Annotated in this window: 14 protein-coding genes and 5 pseudogenes; 10 read left to right on the top strand and 9 right to left on the bottom strand. The window is 71.5% G+C overall.

What is annotated here, in order from left to right:
* Nucleotides 1-106 precede the first annotated feature (106 nt).
* Nucleotides 107-649 carry a CGNR zinc finger domain-containing protein gene (locus tag ACFYOH_RS35765; protein ID WP_388634608.1) on the bottom strand — a complete coding sequence of 181 codons (543 nt, stop codon included), beginning with the start codon at nt 647-649 and terminating at the stop codon, nt 107-109.
* A gap of 109 nt (nt 650-758) precedes the next feature.
* Between ACFYOH_RS35765 and ACFYOH_RS35760 the strand changes: the two genes are divergently transcribed.
* From ACFYOH_RS35760 to ACFYOH_RS35735, 6 genes are all read left to right on the top strand, one after another.
* Nucleotides 759-1,205 carry a VOC family protein gene (locus ACFYOH_RS35760; RefSeq protein WP_388634606.1) on the top strand — a complete coding sequence of 149 codons (447 nt, stop codon included), beginning with the start codon at nt 759-761 and terminating at the stop codon, nt 1,203-1,205.
* A 2-nt stretch (nt 1,206-1,207) separates the two neighbouring features.
* A complete protein-coding gene (locus ACFYOH_RS35755; protein ID WP_388634604.1) occupies nt 1,208-2,185 on the top strand; it encodes a pyridoxamine 5'-phosphate oxidase family protein in 978 nt (325 codons plus the stop codon).
* Nucleotides 2,186-2,195: 10 nt separating this feature from the next.
* Nucleotides 2,196-2,684: an NUDIX hydrolase gene (locus tag ACFYOH_RS35750; RefSeq protein WP_388634602.1), complete on the top strand. Its 489-nt coding sequence runs from the start codon at nt 2,196-2,198 to the stop codon at nt 2,682-2,684.
* 201 nt (nt 2,685-2,885) lie between these two features.
* On the top strand, nt 2,886-4,631 hold the full coding sequence (locus ACFYOH_RS35745) for a TIGR03767 family metallophosphoesterase (RefSeq protein ID WP_388634600.1): 1,746 nt from the start codon (nt 2,886-2,888) through the stop codon (nt 4,629-4,631).
* 94 nt (nt 4,632-4,725) lie between these two features.
* Complete coding sequence (locus ACFYOH_RS35740; protein ID WP_388634598.1) at nt 4,726-5,865, top strand: serine hydrolase domain-containing protein; 1,140 nt, start codon at nt 4,726-4,728, stop codon at nt 5,863-5,865.
* Nucleotides 5,866-6,016: 151 nt separating this feature from the next.
* Nucleotides 6,017-7,384, top strand: coding sequence for a glycosyltransferase (locus ACFYOH_RS35735; RefSeq protein ID WP_388634760.1), 1,368 nt, complete (start codon nt 6,017-6,019; stop codon nt 7,382-7,384).
* On the opposite strand, the pseudogene ACFYOH_RS35730 reads toward ACFYOH_RS35735, so the two are convergent.
* The 4 genes and pseudogenes from ACFYOH_RS35730 to pepN form a co-directional block, all read right to left on the bottom strand.
* Nucleotides 7,334-7,702, bottom strand: a pseudogene (locus ACFYOH_RS35730) (GNAT family N-acetyltransferase); the annotation flags it as partial. The gene ACFYOH_RS35735 and the pseudogene ACFYOH_RS35730 overlap by 51 nt on opposite strands.
* 36 nt (nt 7,703-7,738) lie before the next feature.
* Nucleotides 7,739-8,548 carry an SGNH/GDSL hydrolase family protein gene (locus ACFYOH_RS35725; RefSeq protein ID WP_388634596.1) on the bottom strand — a complete coding sequence of 270 codons (810 nt, stop codon included), beginning with the start codon at nt 8,546-8,548 and terminating at the stop codon, nt 7,739-7,741.
* A gap of 161 nt (nt 8,549-8,709) precedes the next feature.
* Nucleotides 8,710-9,759 (bottom strand): hypothetical protein, encoded by a 1,050-nt coding sequence (locus ACFYOH_RS35720; protein ID WP_388634594.1) that lies wholly within the window; start codon nt 9,757-9,759, stop codon nt 8,710-8,712.
* Between the two features lie 207 nt (nt 9,760-9,966).
* Nucleotides 9,967-12,552, bottom strand: coding sequence for an aminopeptidase N (gene pepN, locus ACFYOH_RS35715; RefSeq protein ID WP_388634592.1), 2,586 nt, complete (start codon nt 12,550-12,552; stop codon nt 9,967-9,969).
* 139 nt (nt 12,553-12,691) lie between these two features.
* Here pepN and ACFYOH_RS35710 point away from each other — a divergent pair, with 139 nt between their 5' ends.
* On the top strand, nt 12,692-13,342 hold the full coding sequence (locus tag ACFYOH_RS35710; RefSeq protein WP_388634589.1) for a DsbA family protein: 651 nt from the start codon (nt 12,692-12,694) through the stop codon (nt 13,340-13,342).
* A 132-nt stretch (nt 13,343-13,474) separates the two neighbouring features.
* A complete protein-coding gene (locus tag ACFYOH_RS35705) occupies nt 13,475-13,615 on the top strand; it encodes a hypothetical protein (protein WP_388634586.1) in 141 nt (46 codons plus the stop codon).
* Here ACFYOH_RS35705 and ACFYOH_RS35700 read toward each other — a convergent pair whose 3' ends face one another.
* The gene (locus ACFYOH_RS35700) at nt 13,616-14,065 is read right to left on the bottom strand and encodes a DUF3887 domain-containing protein (protein ID WP_388634583.1); all 450 of its coding nucleotides are present in this window, start codon (nt 14,063-14,065) and stop codon (nt 13,616-13,618) included. It abuts the gene before it with no gap.
* A 106-nt stretch (nt 14,066-14,171) separates the two neighbouring features.
* Between ACFYOH_RS35700 and ACFYOH_RS35695 the strand changes: the two are divergent.
* Both ACFYOH_RS35695 and ACFYOH_RS35690 read left to right on the top strand, forming a co-directional pair.
* Nucleotides 14,172-14,483, top strand: a pseudogene (locus tag ACFYOH_RS35695) (histidine phosphatase family protein); the annotation flags it as partial.
* A 248-nt stretch (nt 14,484-14,731) separates the two neighbouring features.
* Nucleotides 14,732-15,031: pseudogene (locus tag ACFYOH_RS35690) on the top strand (histidine phosphatase family protein); the annotation flags it as partial.
* Nucleotides 15,032-15,080: 49 nt separating this feature from the next.
* Here ACFYOH_RS35690 and ACFYOH_RS35685 read toward each other — a convergent pair.
* The 3 genes and pseudogenes from ACFYOH_RS35685 to ACFYOH_RS35675 all read right to left on the bottom strand — a co-directional run.
* Nucleotides 15,081-15,474 (bottom strand): annotated as a pseudogene (locus tag ACFYOH_RS35685) (cupin domain-containing protein).
* 132 nt (nt 15,475-15,606) lie between these two features.
* Entirely contained in the window at nt 15,607-16,995 is a 1,389-nt protein-coding gene (locus ACFYOH_RS35680) for an amino acid permease (RefSeq protein ID WP_388634580.1), read from the bottom strand.
* A 125-nt stretch (nt 16,996-17,120) separates the two neighbouring features.
* Nucleotides 17,121-17,246, bottom strand: a pseudogene (locus ACFYOH_RS35675) (TauD/TfdA family dioxygenase); the annotation flags it as partial.
* Nucleotides 17,247-17,292: the final 46 nt, after the last annotated feature.

Below are 17,292 nucleotides of genomic sequence, written 5' to 3'. Positions count from 1 at the left end.
ACCCAAGGGACAGTCCTTTGGGGATCGTTGACCGAATCGATATCGACGTATGGGGAAAACCCGCGATGTCTATGTGGCTGTTCGCCCCGTATGGCCGGTGATGCCGTCAGTTTTCCTTCAAGCGCGCGTAATGCCGGGACGCCTTCGCGCGGTTGCCGCACGCGGCCATCGAGCACCAGCGGCGGGTGCCGTTCCGGGACGTGTCGAAGAAGTGCAGGATGCAACTGCCGCCGGCGCAGGTCCGGATGCGCTCCGGGGCCCGGGTGATCAGGTCCAGATAGCTGCGGGCGGCGAGCCAGGCCGGCCCCCACGACGGATCGGCGAACTCCGCTTCCTCGGCGGGGCCGTCGGCGGTCAGCCGGGCCCGGATCCGCCCGTGCGCCAGTACGGCGTCCACGAGCGGCGCGGCCTGCGCCGGTGTCCCGTCGACCGCGGCCTTGAGCGCCTCGCGCGCCTCGTGCAGATGCTCCAGCACCTCCGGGTCGGCCGCGTGGTCCCCGGCCAGCCCGTTGCTCGCCAGCCACACCGCCAGGCCGTCGGTGCCGTCGAGCAGGTCCTGGGTCACGCCTTCCCGGTTCCACCGGGTGTTGAGCAGGTCGAGCGCGAGGGGCTCGCCGGTGAGCGGGCGGGGGTCGCGGGCGATGGGCATCGGGCACTCCTTCTCGTCTAACCATTCAAGGGTACGTGAGCGGTTGACCGATCCATCTCTAACCGTCTAACCTCAATAACAACGGTTAGACATCTCGAAGGGAAGAGCCATGGCCCCGCGCATCGCGCACACCGGTCTGAACGTCACCGACCTCGACCGCTCGCTGGCCTTCTACCGCGACCTCCTCGGCTTCGCCGTGCTCGCCGAGGGCAAGGAGGACGACCAGCGCTGGGCGATGCTGGGGGAGGCCGGCGGCGCCCCGCTCGTCACCCTCTGGCAGCAGGCGCAGGGGGCGTACGACGGCGCCCGCCCCGGGCTGCACCACCTCGCCTTCACGGCCGACTCCATCGACCGCGTCCGGGAGTACGAGACCGCGCTGCGTGCCGCCGGAGCGGACTTCGCCTACGACGGCGTGGTCGCCCACCGCGAGGGCGGCACCTCCGGCGGGATCTTCTTCCACGACCCGGACGGCATCCGCCTGGAGATCGCCGCCCCCCTCGGCCCCGACGGCGCCCCGGCACCCCACTCGGACGCCCCGACCTGCGGTTTCTTCTAGCCATGGGCACCTATCACGCGGGCTCGCTCGCCGTGCAGGAACTGCTGGGCGTCCGCGACCGCGCCGACCACGTGGGCCGCTCCCTCGGCCAGGACATCAAGCCGATCGCGGCGGCCTTCCTGGAACTCCAGCCCCTGCTGGTGGTGGGAGCGGCGGACCCGGGGACGGGGAGGGTGTGGGCGTCGGCCCTCACGGGGACACCGGGTTTCGTCCGGGCGACGGGCCCGAGGCAGATGTCGGTTGTGACTGGAACCGGGCAAGGATCTGACGGGGGGACGGGCAGCCGGCCTGAAGGGGCGCGGGGAACTGCGCGAGCAACCAACGACGACCCGCACCCGCACACCGACATCAGCGACCCACTCACCGTGGCGCTGAAAAGCCAGGGCACCCATATCGGAACCATCGCCCTGGACCCCCGCACCCGCCGCCGCATGCGCCTCAACGGCCGGCTGCGACCGACCGCCCGCGGGTTCGCCGTCCAGGCCGACCAGGTGTTCTCCAACTGCCCCAAGTACATCCAGCGCAGGAACTCGTACGAGACACTCGCCGACCGCACCCCGGGCAGCCCTCACAGGCTGACCGAACTCGACCCGCGAGCAACGGAGTTCATCGGCTCGGCCGACACCTTCTTCATGGCCACCGCACACCCCGGCGGAGCCGACGTCAGCCACCGCGGCGGCAACCCCGGTTTCGTCCAGGTCACCTCGCCGCACCGGCTGACCTGGCCGGACTACCCCGGCAACGCCATGTTCCTCACCCTCGGCAATCTGCGCGGCAACCCCCGCGCCGGACTGCTCTTCCTCGACTGGACCACCGGCACCACCCTCCAGCTCACCGGCGAGGCGCACACCGAGTTCACGGCGGCCGGCGAGCGCAAGGTCCGCTTCACCCTCACCGAGGCCCTGTGGACCCCGGCCGCCCTGCCGCTGCGCTGGTCCGCCCCCGAATATTCACCGGCGAACCCGGACGTTCCGGGCTAACGTCCAAGGAATGCGACGGAACTTGAGGGTGGCGGCCTACGCCGTGTGCGTCCGTGACGGACAGATCCTCCTGGCCCGCTCACCCGGGCCCGGCGGAGTCCCCGAGTGGGTGCTGCCAGGTGGCGGCATGGAGCACGGCGAGGACCCGTACGACACCGTCCGCCGCGAGGTCATGGAGGAGACCGGTTACCGCATCCAGGTGACCGGTCTCCTCGGCGTGGACTCGTTCCGGCCGGCCCTGGCCCGGCGCCGCCACCGTCGTCGTACCGACCACCACGCCCTGCGTCTCGTGTACGAAGGAGAGGTCGTCGGCGGTGAACTCCGCTACGAGATCGGCGGCTCCACCGATTTCGCCGCGTGGCGGGACCTCTCGGTCGTACCGGACCTGAACCGGGTGCCCCTGGTCGACCGCGCGCTGCGGCTCTGGCGGGAACGCCCCGCGAACGGTCGTCTCACCGCCGAGACCCCTCCCGTACCCCAGGAGATGAACGAGGAGTGACCGCACCCCGGCGGCCCGCAATCCACCCCATGGTCGCGACCGGTACCCCGTGATCCACGTCCGGTGATCGGCGCTGCGCGTTGCCGCCGCGTACACGCGCAGGTCACCCCCGGTGCCAACGATCCAGAGCGAGCGGGCTGTTCGCGCGAGCGACGACCCGCGACCACTGCCGACGCGTTCGCACTCGGGGAGATCGCGCCAATGTCGCGCATACGCTCTGTCGCCGCCTCCGCCCTGGAGGTCAACCGCCGTACCGTCCTCGCCGCCGCCGGAGCGGTCTCGCTCTCCGCGGGCGTCGGCTACGTCCTCCGCCCCACCGACAGCCAGGCCGCCACCACCGAGGCACCGGTCGCGCAGTCCCGGCAGGCCGCCGCGGCGGCCGCGCTCGCCCCCTACACCAAGGGCACGACCCTCGCCTCCGTGGCCGCACCCCGGAACAGCTCCGGCTACCGGCGGCTCGGCGACGGCCCGGGCTGGGGCCGGGTGGTGCGCGGCGAGCTGGCCGCGCCCAAGTCGGGCAGGGCGGGCCGCCGTACCGCTCTCGCCGCGTTCGTGCAGTTCACGGACCTGCATCTGCAGGACGTCCAGCACCCGCTGCGCCTCGAGTACATGCGCTCCCGCGACGTGCACTCCTGGCGTCCGCACGAGGCGCTCACCGTGCCCGGCGCCGTCTCGCTCGTCGAGCGGGTCAACGCCCTCAGGGGCGCCCCCGTCACCGGCGCCCCGCTCCACTTCGTCATGACCACCGGCGACAACACCGACAACAACGCCCACTCCGAACTGGAGTGGTTCATGAAGGTGATGAGCGGAGGCCGGATCACCCCCAACTCCGGTGACCCCAAGCACTACGAGGGTGTGCAGAGCAGCGGTCTGAAGCTGTACTGGCAGCCCGACTCGGCCCTCCGCGACGGCGACAAGGCGCTCGGCTTCCCGCAGCTCAAGGGCTTCCTGGCCGCCGCGATCCGCGAGGTGCGCAGCCCCGGCCTGAAGCTGCCCTGGTACTCCACCGTCGGCAACCACGACGCCCTCCCGCTCGGCTGCTACGGCTCCCACGGCGACCCCTACCTCGCCGAGGCGGCCATCGTCGGCAAGAAACTGTTCAGCGTCTCCGCCGCCGACGCCCACAAGCTCCAGGACGCCATCAAGAACGCCAAGGACCCCAAGGGCTCCGGCTACCGGGACTTCCTCAAGGCGCACGCCCGCTCGATGCGTTCGGTCACGCCGGACGAGAAGCGCGCCCCCTACACCCAGGCCGACTACCTCAAGGCCCACCTCGACCCCGCCCACCAGGGCCTCGGCCCGGTCGGGCACGGCTACTCCTCGGCGAACCTCGACGCGGGCACGCAGTACTACGCCTTCCGCATCTCCGACGACGTCATCGGCATCAGCCTCGACACCACCGACGCCGGCGGCCACTACGAGGGCTCCATCGGCACCGCCCAGCTGAACTGGCTGGACAGGACGCTGAAGGACAACAAGTCCTACGCCGTCCTCTTCAGCCACCACACCAGCAAGACCATGGACAACACCCGCCCCGACCCGGCCCGCCCCGGCGAGAGGCGGCACAGCGGCGCCGAGGTGATCTCGGTCCTGTCCGCCCACGCCAACGTGCTGGCCTGGGTGAACGGCCACATCCACAAGAACGTCATCACCCCGCACCAGGCCTCCGGCGGCCGCTCCTTCTGGGAGATCTCCACCGCCTCCCACGTCGACTACCCCCACCTGGCCCGCATCATCGAGCTGGTGGACAACAAGGACGGCACGATCTCCGTGTTCACCACCCTGATCGAGTCCGCCGCCCCGCACCGCACCGACTTCGCCGACCTCTCCCAGACCGGCCTCGCCGCCCTCTACCGCGAGCTGGCCTTCAACGCCCCCGGCGCCAACAAGGCCCTCGCGGGCAGCGCGGACGACCGGAACACCGAGCTGATGCTGAAAAAGGGCTGAAAGACAGTCAACTGGCCGAGCGACAGGCAACCTTCGGGCATCCGGCACCGGTTTCTTCCCCCGACCGCACCGACATCACAGGTTGGGGGAAGACATGCGTGTACGCACGACCCTGGTGGGCGCCACCGCCCTGCTGCTCGCCGGAGCCCTGGCGGCGCCTGCCGTCGCGGCCACCGGCGGCCGGCCCGAGGGCGGGCACACCGCCACGCGCAAGGCCGTCGAGGCGCTGGTCGCGGCCGGTGTGCCCGGGGTGACCGCCACCGCGGAGGACAGCCACGGCACCTGGTCCACCACCGCCGGCGTGGGCGACCTCGGCACCGGCAGGCCGCGCTCCACCGCCGACCGCTACCGCGTCGGCAGCATCACCAAGACCTTCGTCGCCACCGTCCTGCTCCAGCTGGAGGCGGAGGGCCGGCTGTCGCTGGACGACACGGTGGAGAAGTGGCTGCCGGGCGTCGTCCACGGGCACGGTCACGACGGCCGGCACATCACCGTACGGCAGCTGCTCAACCACACCAGCGGCATCTACAACTACACCGAGGACGCGGGCTTCGACCGCGCCTACTTCACCGAGGACGGCTTCCGCCGGCACCGCTACGACACCCTCGCCCCGCGCGAGCTGGTGGCCGTCGCCATGCGCCACAGGCCGGACTTCGCGCCGGGCACCTTCTGGCACTACTCCAACACCAACTACGTCGTGGCCGGCATGGTGATCGAGAAGGTGACGGGACACGCGTACGCCACCGAGATCACCCGGCGCATCATCGGCCCGCTGCACCTGAGGGCCACCTCGCTGCCGGGTACGACGGTCACCGTCCCGCACCCGAGCAGCCGCTCTTACTCGAAATTCACCGACCCGAAGGGTCCGGTGTACGACGTGACGGCCCTCAATCCGTCCCTGGCCTCCGCGGCCGGTGAAATGATCTCGAATTCCGCCGATCTCGACCGCTTCTACGGCGCCCTGCTCGGCGGGAAGATCCTTCCGTCGCACCAGCTGAAGGAAATGAAGACCACGGTCGAGATCAAGGACTCCTCTTACCCGGGACGCTATGGCCTCGGCCTCATGGAAACCCCGTTGAGCTGCGGTGTTCAGGTGTGGGGCCATGACGGCGGCATCCACGGCTCGGTATCGATGGCGATCACGACCGAGGACGGCCGGCATTCCCTCGCCCTCAATTCCAACGGGGACTGGGCCGGCGACGGGCGCGCGGTCGCCGAAGGGGAATTCTGTTAGTCACCGTTTCATCGACGTCATTCCGTGTTAACGCGGACGCAATGTCCGTACCGCCTCATATCGGCTAACCCGCTTTGGACGGGGATGGCTCGATCTTCTCGATCATTTATGCAAGGCGGGTGGTCGCGTGCGCGCGAGGCACGGACTGCGTGTGCTCTCGGTCTACGAGGGCTTCTTCTCCGGAGGAGCCCGGATCGTGCACAGCGACGTGGTACTGGGACTGGCCGAGGGCGGCCAGTCCCACCAGGTGCTCAGCATCCATGGTGAGGTCCATCGCGAGGCCACCCGGCAGCGCATGGAGGACGACCACTGCTACCGGGGGCTCACCGGCGGCGGGGTCGGCGTCACCTCGCTCGGCCGCAGCGCAGGCCTCGTGGACGGCTCGCTCGCGGCGAACGTTTTCAGCGGGCCCGAGCTGGCCGAAACGGCCCGGTCGATGGCCGGAGCGGATGTGATCCTCTCCCTGAAGGAGCAGCCGCTGGCCCTGCTCAACCAGGCCGGCCTGCCCCGCCGCCCGGTCGTGGTCTGTCTGCACCGCTCCGACCCGGAGAACCAGGGACCCGCGCTCGACGAGCTGAAGGCCGCCATCGCCGACGGCACGGTGGCCGCGTGCGTGTGCTGCGCCGAGTCCACCCGGGCCGCCTACGAGGCCGCCGGCATCCCGGGCCGGCTGCTGCACGTCATCCCCAACGGCGTCGACCTGCTCCGCTTCCGCCCGGACCCGGCCGCACGGCTCGCCCTGCGCGCCTCCCTCGGGATCGCGGACCGGGCGCCGGTGGTCGTCTTCGCGGCCCGCTACGCCGCGATGAAGAACGTCCCCCTGCTGCTCCGGGCGGCCCGCGCCTGGCTGGCCCGGGAGGGCGGCGGGCACGTGCTGATGTGCGGTGCCGGGATGACCCCCGGCAACTCCGGGCTGCGCGCGGACCTCGCCGAGGCCTTCGCGGACGCGCCCTCCCTCGCCGACCGGGTGCACCTGCTCGGCGTACGGCACGACATGCCGGCCGTCTACGCCACCGCCGACGTCGTCGCCCTGACCTCCGTCTCCGGCGAGGCGGCGCCGCTGTGCCTGATCGAGGGCATGATGTGCGGCGCGGTCCCGGTGACGACCGACGTCGGCGACAGTGCGTCGATCGTCGAGGGCCTCGGCTTCGTCACCCCGCCGGACCCGGGCGCGATCGCGCTGGCCTGGTCCGCGGCGGCCGCCGGCCGTACGGAACTGGCCCCGGCCCTGGAGGCCGCCCGGGAGCGGTTCAGCCGCACCCGCATGATCGCGGCCTACGCCACCCTGCTCGACGAGGTGTACGCCTCACACGTCGGTGGGCAGCGGGTCGTGGCGCAGCACGCTGTAGGCGACGCCGTCGCGCCACCGGCCGTCCCGGAAGACGATGCCCCGCAGTACGCCCTCGCGGGTGAACCCGGCCTTCTCCAGGGCCCGCTGCTCGGCGATGTTCTCGGCCTCGGTGTCGGCCTCGATGCGCATCACGGGGGTGTGGGCGAAGAGGTAGCGGACGAGCTGTAGCTGGGCCCGGGTGCCGATGCCCCGGCCACGGGCCTCGGGCAGCAGCTGGGCGCCCATGTTCCAGCAGTAGGTGGAGGCCGAGACGACGACCTTGCGCCAGGCGACGAACCCCAGCGGCCCGGTTCCGGCCGCGACGATCAACTGGCCGCCGTCCTCACCGAGCAGCCGGTTCTCGGCCCAGCGCTGCCGGAACCGCCGTGGGTCGGCGTACCCGTACCACTGGAAGGGCCCCGCCGTCTCGGGCTCGCTGAGGAAGCGTTCCAGCAGGGGCAGATCGTCCTCGTTCACCGGGCGCAGGGTCACGGATTCGGCAGACATGAACCAGAGCGTAGGGCCAGGGCTGTCAGGGCCCCGTCAGGAGACGCGGTCGAGGGCCGGGAGGTAGCCGAGCAGCTGGCCCGGTGCCGTGGGGTGGTACGACTCGGTGGGGGCCAGCAGGTCGACGCTGTGCAGCCAGGGTGTCCTGGAGCAGATCTCATGGCCGGCGAAGGCCGCCCTGACGTCGGCGAAGGCGAACCCGTGCGCGGCGGCGCGGCGGGCGATCACCGCGTCGAGGTGGTCCACACCGGCGTTGATGGCGGCGCGCGCGGTGTCCTGGAGGCCGATCTCACAGGTGCCTCTGAGGTGGTACATGTGCGGATAGCCGAGCACCACGACACGGGCGGCGGGAGCCCGGTCCCGGATGGCCGAGTAGAGCCGGTCGAGGCTGTCCCCGAGGGACCTGTCCACCGTGGCGCGGGCGGCGGCGACGGCCGACAGACAGCGGGAGGTGCCACCCAGTGCGCAGGTCGTCATGACGCCGACGAAGCCCGCGTCGGTGCCGCCGACGGTGAGGGTGACCAGCCTGGTGCCCGGGCCGAGCCTGCCGAGCTGGCCGGACAGGACGTCGCTCGTCCGGGCGTGGTTGCACGCGGCGAAGGCGAAGGCCGCCACCTTGTGCGCCGAGGCCCACAGCACCGGGTACGCCCGGCCGCTGCGCTTGCAGTTGGTGCCGGTGGGGAGATAGGCGCCGGCACCGAGCCCGGCGGAGTAGGAGTCACCGAGGGCCACAAAGCCCACGGCCGCCGTACGGGGCGCCGCCTGTGCCGTCTCGGGGGCGGCGACGAGGCAGGCCGTGGCGAGCAGGAGGGACGCCGCCGACGCGGCTGTCCGGGTGTGTCGCATACCTCTCATCATTCGTGGCCAGACCCGTGCCGCCCGCGCGGCTCGTCCGTTCGGGTGAAGCGGCGGGACGCACGAGGAGGGGCCACCGGAATCGCCCGGTGGCCCCTCCTCTCCCCTCCTGAGGGCTCCCCCCGGCCCTCGCGATGCCTCCCGGTCCGTCACTACCGGGGAAGCACCACGACATACGCGGCCGGGTCGCGGTCGGCCGAGGCCATCAGGGCCGTGCGGACCACCGCCGCCTGCTGCTCCATCGCGTCCCTGAGCTTCCTCGGCGTGATGTACACGACCGTGATCCCGAGGCGTTCCAGGTGCTCGCGCTTGCGGGCGTATTCGGACCAGAGGGCGTCGTCGTCCTGCCGATGGCCTTGGCGGGGCGCCCGGGTGTCCAGCTCCACCGCCACCGCCTGGTCGGGCCAGTACGCGTCCAGGCCGCCCAGGTGCGGGCCGCCGGGCAGCCGCAGGTCGACGTTCCAGACCGGGTCGGGCAGGCCGTACTCGCCGACCATCCGGTACAGGCGGTGCTCGGCGATCGAGCGGCCCTCCGCCACGATCGAGTCCACCGCGTCCACCACGTGCGGGCGCTTCAGGAGCTTCGCCTGAGTCAACTCCCGTACGACGGCGGCAGGTTCGCAGTGGCGGCCGCGCACCGCCTCGGTCAGCAGCCGCCGTACCGCCTCCGCGTCCGTCAGCTCCGCCACCGCGTCCGCCAGCGCCCGCGGCACCGGTGCCACCGGCAGGCCCGTCACGCCGTTGGGCGCGGGCAGGTCGGGGGTGCGCAGGATGCGGACATAGCCCGTGGAGCGCACTCGACGCAGGCGGGGGACCAGGACGTCGACGTGGTCCAGGGAGAGCAGCGGCGGGGTGGCGGAGAAGCCGTGGAGGGTGAGGGCCGCGAGGCCCGTGATCACCGCGTCGGCGTAGACCGGGCGGTGCGGTTCCTCGGCCGTCGGCTGGGCCGGGACGGCGGGCGCGGACTCGCGGGCCGCGTACAGCAGCGCCCCGTGCAGACGCTCCTCGCTCGTCGGAGGGCCGGGGTGGAGGAGGACCACGTTCGGCAGCAGTTGCCGCCAGGGTCCGCCGGGGCGGCACTGCTCGGTCAGCTCGGCCGCCGTCACTCCGCGGGAGCGGAGCTGAGCCTCCGTCAGGACCCGGCGGTGGACCTGGGAGAGGTGGCTGAGGGGGCGGGGGGAGAGCGGGGTGTTGTGCGTCATGGCGTCGGGATTCCCGCGCCCCATCCCATCTTTAACCGCTGTTACACGGTCGTCGAAAAATGCGGACAAGCACGGACTAAAGGTCAGGTGTTCGGGTGCCGAGTAGGGACGGGAAACCCCTGGTCCGATCAGGTGCGGACCAGGGGTTACGGGTCACATTGACCGAATTCCGTAACGGTCACCGGCGACCCAAGCTCAGGCCAAAGGTCAGTCGCCGAGGGCCGTCGCGTCGCACTCCTGTGCGCGCAGCGCCCGCGCCAGGTCGTCCCGCGCCTCCAGCACCAGCCGGCGCAGCGCCGGCGCCGCGTCCCGGTGCGCCTGAAGCCACGCGTCCGTCGCCTCAAGCGTCTCCGGGCGGTCCTGCAGCGCCGGGAACAGGCCCCGTACGACGTCCATGCCGATCTGGATCGACCGCTCCCGCCACACCCGCTCGATCGCCGCGAAGTACTTCTCCGTGTACGGCGCCGTCAGCTCCCGCTGCGAGGGCCGGCCGAAGCCCGCGATGGTCGCCTCCACCAGCGCGTTCGACAGCGCGTCGGACTCCACCACCTGCGCCCAGGCCTGCGCCTTGACCGCAGCCGACGGGCGTGCCGCCAGGCAGCGGACCTGGTGGCGCTTGCCGGACGCCGTGTCGTCGCGGGCCAGTTCGGCCGCGAGGACCGTCTCGTCGGCCACGCCGTGCGCCGCCAGCGGTTCCAGGAACGCCCAGCGCAAGTCCTGGTCCACCTCCAGGCCGTCGATGCTCTCCGCGCCGTCCAGCAGGCGCTTCAGCAGGGCGAGGTCCGTCTCGCCGGACGCCACCGTGGCGAAGCAACGCGCCCACGCCAGCTGGTGCTCACTGCCCGGCTCGGCCGCCTCCAGCTCCCGCAGCGCGCCCTGCGCCAGCAGCTCACCACCGGTCTGCCGCCACTCCGGCGCCGCATAGTGCACCAGCGCCGAGTTCGCCCACGCGTGCAGCATCTGCAGCACCCCGATGTCGGACTCGCGGCCCGCGAACCGCAGCACGAGACCGATGAAGTCCCGCGCCGGCAGCAGCGCGTCCCGGGTCATGTTCCACAGTGCAGACCAGCACAGCGCCCGGGCCAGCGGGTCGGTCAGCGCGCCCAGGTGCTCCTTGAGCGTCGCCAGCGAGGTGGCGTCGAAGCGGATCTTGCAGTACGTCAGGTCGTCGTCGTTGACCAGGACCAGCTCCGGGGCCTCGGCGCCCGCCAGGTCCGCGACGACCGTGCGCGGCTCGTGCACATCCGTCTCCACGCGCGCGTACCGCTCCAGCGCGCCCTCGGGCGTACGCCGGAACAGCCCCACCGCGATCCGGTGCGGGCGCTCCTCGGGATGCGACTCCGGCGCCTCCTGCACCACCGCCAGCTCGGCCACCCGGCCCTCCGTGTCCAGCAGCACCTGCGGCGTCAGCGAGTTCACCCCGGCCGTCTGCAGCCACGAACGCGCCCACGCCGACATGTCCCGGCCGCTGGTCTCGCCCAGCGCCGACAGCAGGTCGCCGAGCCGGGTGTTGCCGTACGCGTGCCGCTTGAAGTAGCGCCGCGCGCCCTCCAGGAACGCGTCCTGGCCGACGTACGCCACCAGCTGCTTGAGCACCGAGGCGCCCTTGGCGTAGGTGATGCCGTCGAAGTTCAGCTTGGCGTCCTCCAGGTCACGGATGTCCGCCGTGACCGGATGCGTGGACGGCAGCTGGTCCGCGCGGTACGCCCAGGCCTTGCGGCGGTTGGCGAAGGTGATCCAGGCGTTCTTGAAGCGGGTCGCGCCCACGTTCGCGAACGTGCCCATGAAGTCCGCGAAGGACTCCTTCAGCCACAGGTCGTCCCACCACTCCATGGTGACCAGGTCGCCGAACCACATGTGCGCCATCTCGTGCAGGACGACGTTCGCCCGCGCCTCGTACGACGCCTGTGTCACCTTGCCGCGGAAGATGTACTCCTCGCGGAAGGTCACCAGACCCGGGTTCTCCATCGCGCCCAGGTTGTACTCGGGCACGAACGCCTGGTCGTACTTCCCGAAGGGGTACGGGTAGTCGAAGTGGTCGTGGAAGAAGTCCAGGCCCTGCTTGGTGACCAGGAGGACGTCGTCGGCGTCGAAGTGCGGGGCGAGCCCCTTGCGGCACATCGCGCCGAGCGGGATCTCCAGCTTGGTGCCGTCCTCGAACACCCGCTCGTAGGAATCCGTCACATAGTGGTACGGCCCCGCCACCACACAGGTGATGTACGTCGAGATCGGCTTGGTCTCCGCGAACCGCCAGACCCCGTCGGCCAGTTCACCCGCGCCGTTGCTCCAGACCGTCCAGTCCTCGGGCGCCCGCACCTCGAAGCGGTACGGCGCCTTCAGGTCCGGCTGCTCGAAGTCGGCGAAGACCCGGCGGGCGTCGGCCGGCTCGTACTGGGTGTAGAGGTAGACCTCGCCATCCTCGGGGTCCACGAAGCGGTGCAGGCCCTCACCGGTGCGGGAGTAGGCGCACTGCGCGTCCACCACCAGCTCGTTCTCCGCGGCCAGGTCCTCCAGCGCGATCCGCGCGCCGTCGAACACCTCGCCCGGGTCCAGGTCCCGTCCGTTGAGCGACACCGAGGTCACGCTCGGCGCGATCAGATCGGCGAAGCTCGCCGCGCCCGGCTCGTTGCAGCGGAAGCGGATCGTGGTCACCGAGCGGAACGTGCGCGGCTCGCCGTCCCCGCCCCCGTCGCCGACGGCGGACCTGAGGTCCAGGGACACGTCGTACCCGTCGACGGACAGCAGGGCGGCCCGCTCCCGGGCCTCGTCACGGGACAGATTCTCACCGGGCACGGACGGCACTCCCTTGTGATCGCGTGGATGAGGCTGAACAGGACCGATCCTGCCATGTGCCCCTGACAGCGGTCAGCAGGGAATGCGGGTCGCGAGGAGGTCGTTGAGGGTTGAAAAGAGTCTTTCGCTGAGGAGAGCCATGTCCGAGTCCGGCAAGACCCCCGTCGACTTCTGGTTCGACCCGCTGTGCCCCTGGGCCTGGATGACCTCCCGCTGGGTGCTGGAGGTGGAGAAGGTCCGGGACATCGAGGTCCGCTGGCACATCATGAGCCTCGCCGTCCTCAACGAGAACAGGCTGGACGAGCTGCCCGAGGAGTACCGGGAGATGCTCGCGACCAAGGCCTGGCAGCCGGTCCGCGTGGTCACCGCCGCCTGGCAGAAGCACGGCGACGACATCCTCGGCCCGCTGTACACCGCGCTCGGCACCCGCATCCACAACAACGGCGAGGGCCCCACCCTGGAGGCCATCGCCGGCGCCCTCGCGGACGTCGGCCTGCCCGCCGACCTCATCGACTACGCCGAGCAGCAGGACTTCGCGTACGACGCCGAACTGCGCGCCTCCCACAAGGAGGGCATCGAGAAGGTCGGCCAGGACGTCGGCACCCCCGTCATCGCGGTGCCCGGCCCCGACGGCGAGCAGATCGCCTTCTTCGGCCCGGTCGTCACCCCCGCCCCGAAGGGCGAGGAGGCGGCCCGCCTGTGGGACGGCACGCTCGCCGTGGCCTCGGTACCGGGCTTCTACGAGATCAAGCGCACCAGGACGCAGGGGCCGGACTTCAGCAACCTGTGAGGCGCGGTGAGCGGGCCCGGTCGGCTCCGGGCCCGCTCCCCCCTTCCGCGCACCTCTCCAGGTGCTCCTCGTCCGGGTCGTGCACGACCGCCTGTCGCGCCGCTGGTCCCTGCACCTGCTGGGCTGGCCCGCGTGGCCACGACGGTCGAGCCGCGGCCCGGCCGTACGGCGCGGTTCGCCGAGCCGTACGCACGGCTGGTGGGGGAGCTGGAGCGGCGCGGGTGGCTGCCGGGGGCGGTGGCGGCGCATGCGCAGGCGCGGCTGAAGCGGTGATCAAGCGGGCATCGACTTCGGGATCGGCACGCCCGGCCTGAGGAAGAACAGGCCGGCGATGGCACCGGACCTGTCGAAGGTCACGCGGAACTCGCCGACGCTCTTCGCCATGCGCAGAGGCACGCTCACCACGGTGAACCGGCCGGACTTGACGTCCTTGGGCTTCTGGTGCGACTTGTAGTGCCCGAACTCGCCCTGGTAGTGCTTCCACGAATCCTCGAGCCCCTCCGGCGGCAGGTGCTTGCGCAGGTCAGCGCCGAAGTGGGCGGTGGCGGCCTTGTAGTCGCCCTTGACGATGTCGTCGAGCGTCTGCAGGGCAATGGTGTCGTGGTCGGGCGCGGCCTGTGCGGAACCGGCGGCCGGCCACGGCGCTGATGCGGCGAGCGCGAGGATGGCCGCTGCCCGGACCAGTCGCCGCCTGCCGCCGCGTGCGAAGTCTTTGTCGGACATGCGTTCATCGTGCGCCCCCCGCCCGCACCTCGCATGCCGGACGGTCGCGACCAGGGCCTCCGGACCGCGGGGAGGCCGCGGTGAGCCCGCGGGGACACTGCTGCCCATGTCCTCCGCCAGCCTGCTCCTCGCCCGCCACGGACAGACCGTCTGGCATGCCGAGAACCGGTATGCCGGAGTCAGCGATGTCGCGCTCACCGACACCGGATACGCCCAGGCCGAGGCGCTGGGAAGGTGGGCCGCCGCGCATCCGGTGGACGCCGCCTGGACCTCGCCGCTGTCCCGGGCGATCGCCACGGCCGACCCCGCCTGCCGGGCCCTCGGTCTCACCCCGCACCGCGAACCCGGCCTGCGCGAATGCGACTTCGGGGTGGTGGAGGGCCGTACGCTCGCCGAGTTCGCGGCGCGGAACCCCGAGGCCCTGTCGTCAAACTCCCTCCCCCAGCCTTCGGCCGGGCGGTGCCCCCAGCCCCGCGACGCCATGCACGCTCCCCCAAAGGGGGCACCCCCACTCGCCGCACCGGGCCCGGGCCCAAGTACGCCCAGTACGAGGGCCAGGGCCCGGCACTCCCCAAGCCTTCGGCCGGGGGGACCCCCAGAGCACGCACCTGACGCCGCGAGGCCCGCCCTCCGGGCGGACGGCGGGAGTTTGACGACAGGACCTGGGCGGCGGACGCAGTCCGCGCCGACCCGGTGGCGCATCCCTTCCCCGGCGCCGAGGACCCCCGCGCGGCGGCCGGGCGCGGAAGCGCCGCCCTGCGCCGCATCGCCGCCGCCCACCCCGGCGGGCGGGTCCTGGTCGTCGCGCACAACACCCTGCTGCGGCTGGTGCTGTGCTCGATGCTCGGTATTCCGCTCGCCGAATACCGCCGGGTCTTCCCGAAGTTGCGCAACGCGGCGGTGAGCGAGATCCGCGTCGACGGCGAGCACACCGCGCTGCTGTCGCTGAACGTGCCCTGCGGGTAAGGGGAACGCGTCGACGACGAGGACCGGGGCGGCGCCCTTCACCGGTGGATCATGCGCCGGGACGGGGCGCTCGCAGGTGTCGCCGCCGGGCCGGTTCCTCGTCGTCGACCAGGGTGAGCATGGGCTGACCCGGCTCACACAGCATGGTGACGAGGGAACGGCTCCAGGAATCCGTCCGGTTGTTCCCCTCCTGGTAGTGGATGACATCGCCGCCCGGCTCCCAGAACGTCTCGCCGGCCCTGATCACCCGCTGCGGCTCGCCTTCCAGCTCGAAGAGCATCTCGCCCTCCAGCATGTAGCCGAAAGCAGGTCCGGAGTGCCGGTGCGGAGGGGTGCCGGGGATCGCCGGGCGGGAACTCGACGAGAACCGTCATCGCCTCCGCCCCTTCCGGAACGGACGGCGGCTTCGCCGACTGCAGCACGGTGAGCGATCGGGCCTCCAGGAGTGGGCCGGTGTGCCCCGAGGGTCCCGAGACAACCGTCCTTCCTGCCCGCGGCCTCCACAATCCGGAACCTGCGGCAACGGCAAGGCCCCCGCGTGTGTCGTACGCGGGGACCTTCTGTCCGTGGGGGCGTCAGCGCTTGGCGCGGACGCGCTGCCGGAGGTAGCCCACGGCTGCCAGGAACAGGGTCATGGCGCCGGTGGAGCAGAGCTGGACGCGGGTGTCCGGCTCGCGGGCCATCAGGACGAAGATCGTGACCATGCCGGCCAGCGCGACCCAGGTCAGCCAGGGGAACGCCCACATGCGCACGACCAGCTTCTCGGGGGCCTCGCGCTCGATACGGCGGCGCAGCAGCAGCTGGGAGACGGCGATGAAGATCCAGATCACCAGGATGACCGCGCCGATCATGTTGAGCAGCCACGGGAAGACGTCGTCAGGGCGCCAGTAGCTCAGCAGCACGCAGACGAAACCGAAGAAGCAGGACGTGAGGACCGCGATCCGCGGGACCCCGCCGGACAGCCTGACCAGCGCCTTCGGACCCTGGCCGCGCTCGACCAGCGAGTAGGCGATGCGCGAGGAGCCGTAGATGTTGGCGTTCATCGCGGACAGCAGGGCGACCAGGACGACCACCTTCATCAGCTGGCCCGCGCCGGGAATGCCGAGGTGGTCGAGCGTGGCGACGTACGGACCCTTCGCCACGACCTCCTTGGAGTCCCACGGGACCAGGGTGACCACGACCGCCATCGAGCCGATGTAGAACAGGGCGATCCGCCACATGGCGGTACGGACGGCGGACGCCACGCCCCTGACCGGGTTCTCGGACTCGGCGGCCGCGATGGTGACCGTCTCCAGGCCGCCGTAGGCGAACACCGAGGCGAGCAGGCCGACCAGCAGGCCCTGGTTGCCGTGCGGCATGAAGTCGCTCAGGTTGGAGGTGCCCGGCGAGTGCGTGCCGGGGAGCACACCGGCGATGGCCAGCACGCCGAGGATCAGGAACAGGCTGATCGCGCCGACCTTCAGCGCGGCGAACCAGAACTCGAACTCGCCGAAGTTCTTCACGGCGGCCAGGTTCGCCCCGCAGAACACCACCATGAACAGGGCCACCCACATCCACTGCGGGGTGCCCGGCAGCCAGCCCTGGACGATGTGCGCGGCGCCGATGCCCTCCAGGCCGACGGCCGTGCACAGCAGCACCCAGAAGGACCAGCCGGCGGCGAAGCCCGCCCAGGGGCCGATCGCCCGCTCGGCGTGCGCGGAGAAGGAGCCCGAGGACGGGTAGGCGGCCGACATCTCGCCCAGCATCCGCATCACCAGCATCACCAGCAGGCCGGAGAGCGCGTACGCGACGACGATGGACGGGCCGGCGGCGGCGATGCCCGCGCCGGAGCCGACGAACAGACCCGCGCCGATGACGCCGCCCAGGGCGATCATCGACAGATGGCGCTGCTTGAGGCCGTGGGAGAGGGAGGCACCGCCGTCCTCGTGCTGTGGCGGTGTCTCGGTGGTCGTGCTGGTGGGCATGGGCGCGGCTCTCCCGGGCAAGGCAATGGGCGGGCAAAAACCCCGACAGTCTGGGCGGCCCGTCCGCTCAGGCGAAGGAGCCGCCCAGTATCCGGACACCCTCTGTACGGAGAGTGAGAGCCCGGCTACGCCGTCGTGAGCACCGGCGTGCAGTACGAGGCGTCGCCCTCGATCGAGTAGCTCTCCTTGCCCTCGATGCCGACCGGGACGTCACCGGCGACGGTCACCCGGTGCAGCCGGCGCGGCCGCCCGACGGGCGAGAGGAGTCCGCAGGGCTTTGGCGGGACTCCACAGTCG

The sequence above is a fragment of the Streptomyces sp. NPDC007856 genome (assembly GCF_042868225.1).
In the GTDB taxonomy this organism is placed as follows: domain Bacteria; phylum Actinomycetota; class Actinomycetes; order Streptomycetales; family Streptomycetaceae; genus Streptomyces.
The sequence above is the reverse complement of the archived record's forward strand: the minus strand, read 5'-3'. Positions and strand labels throughout refer to the sequence as shown.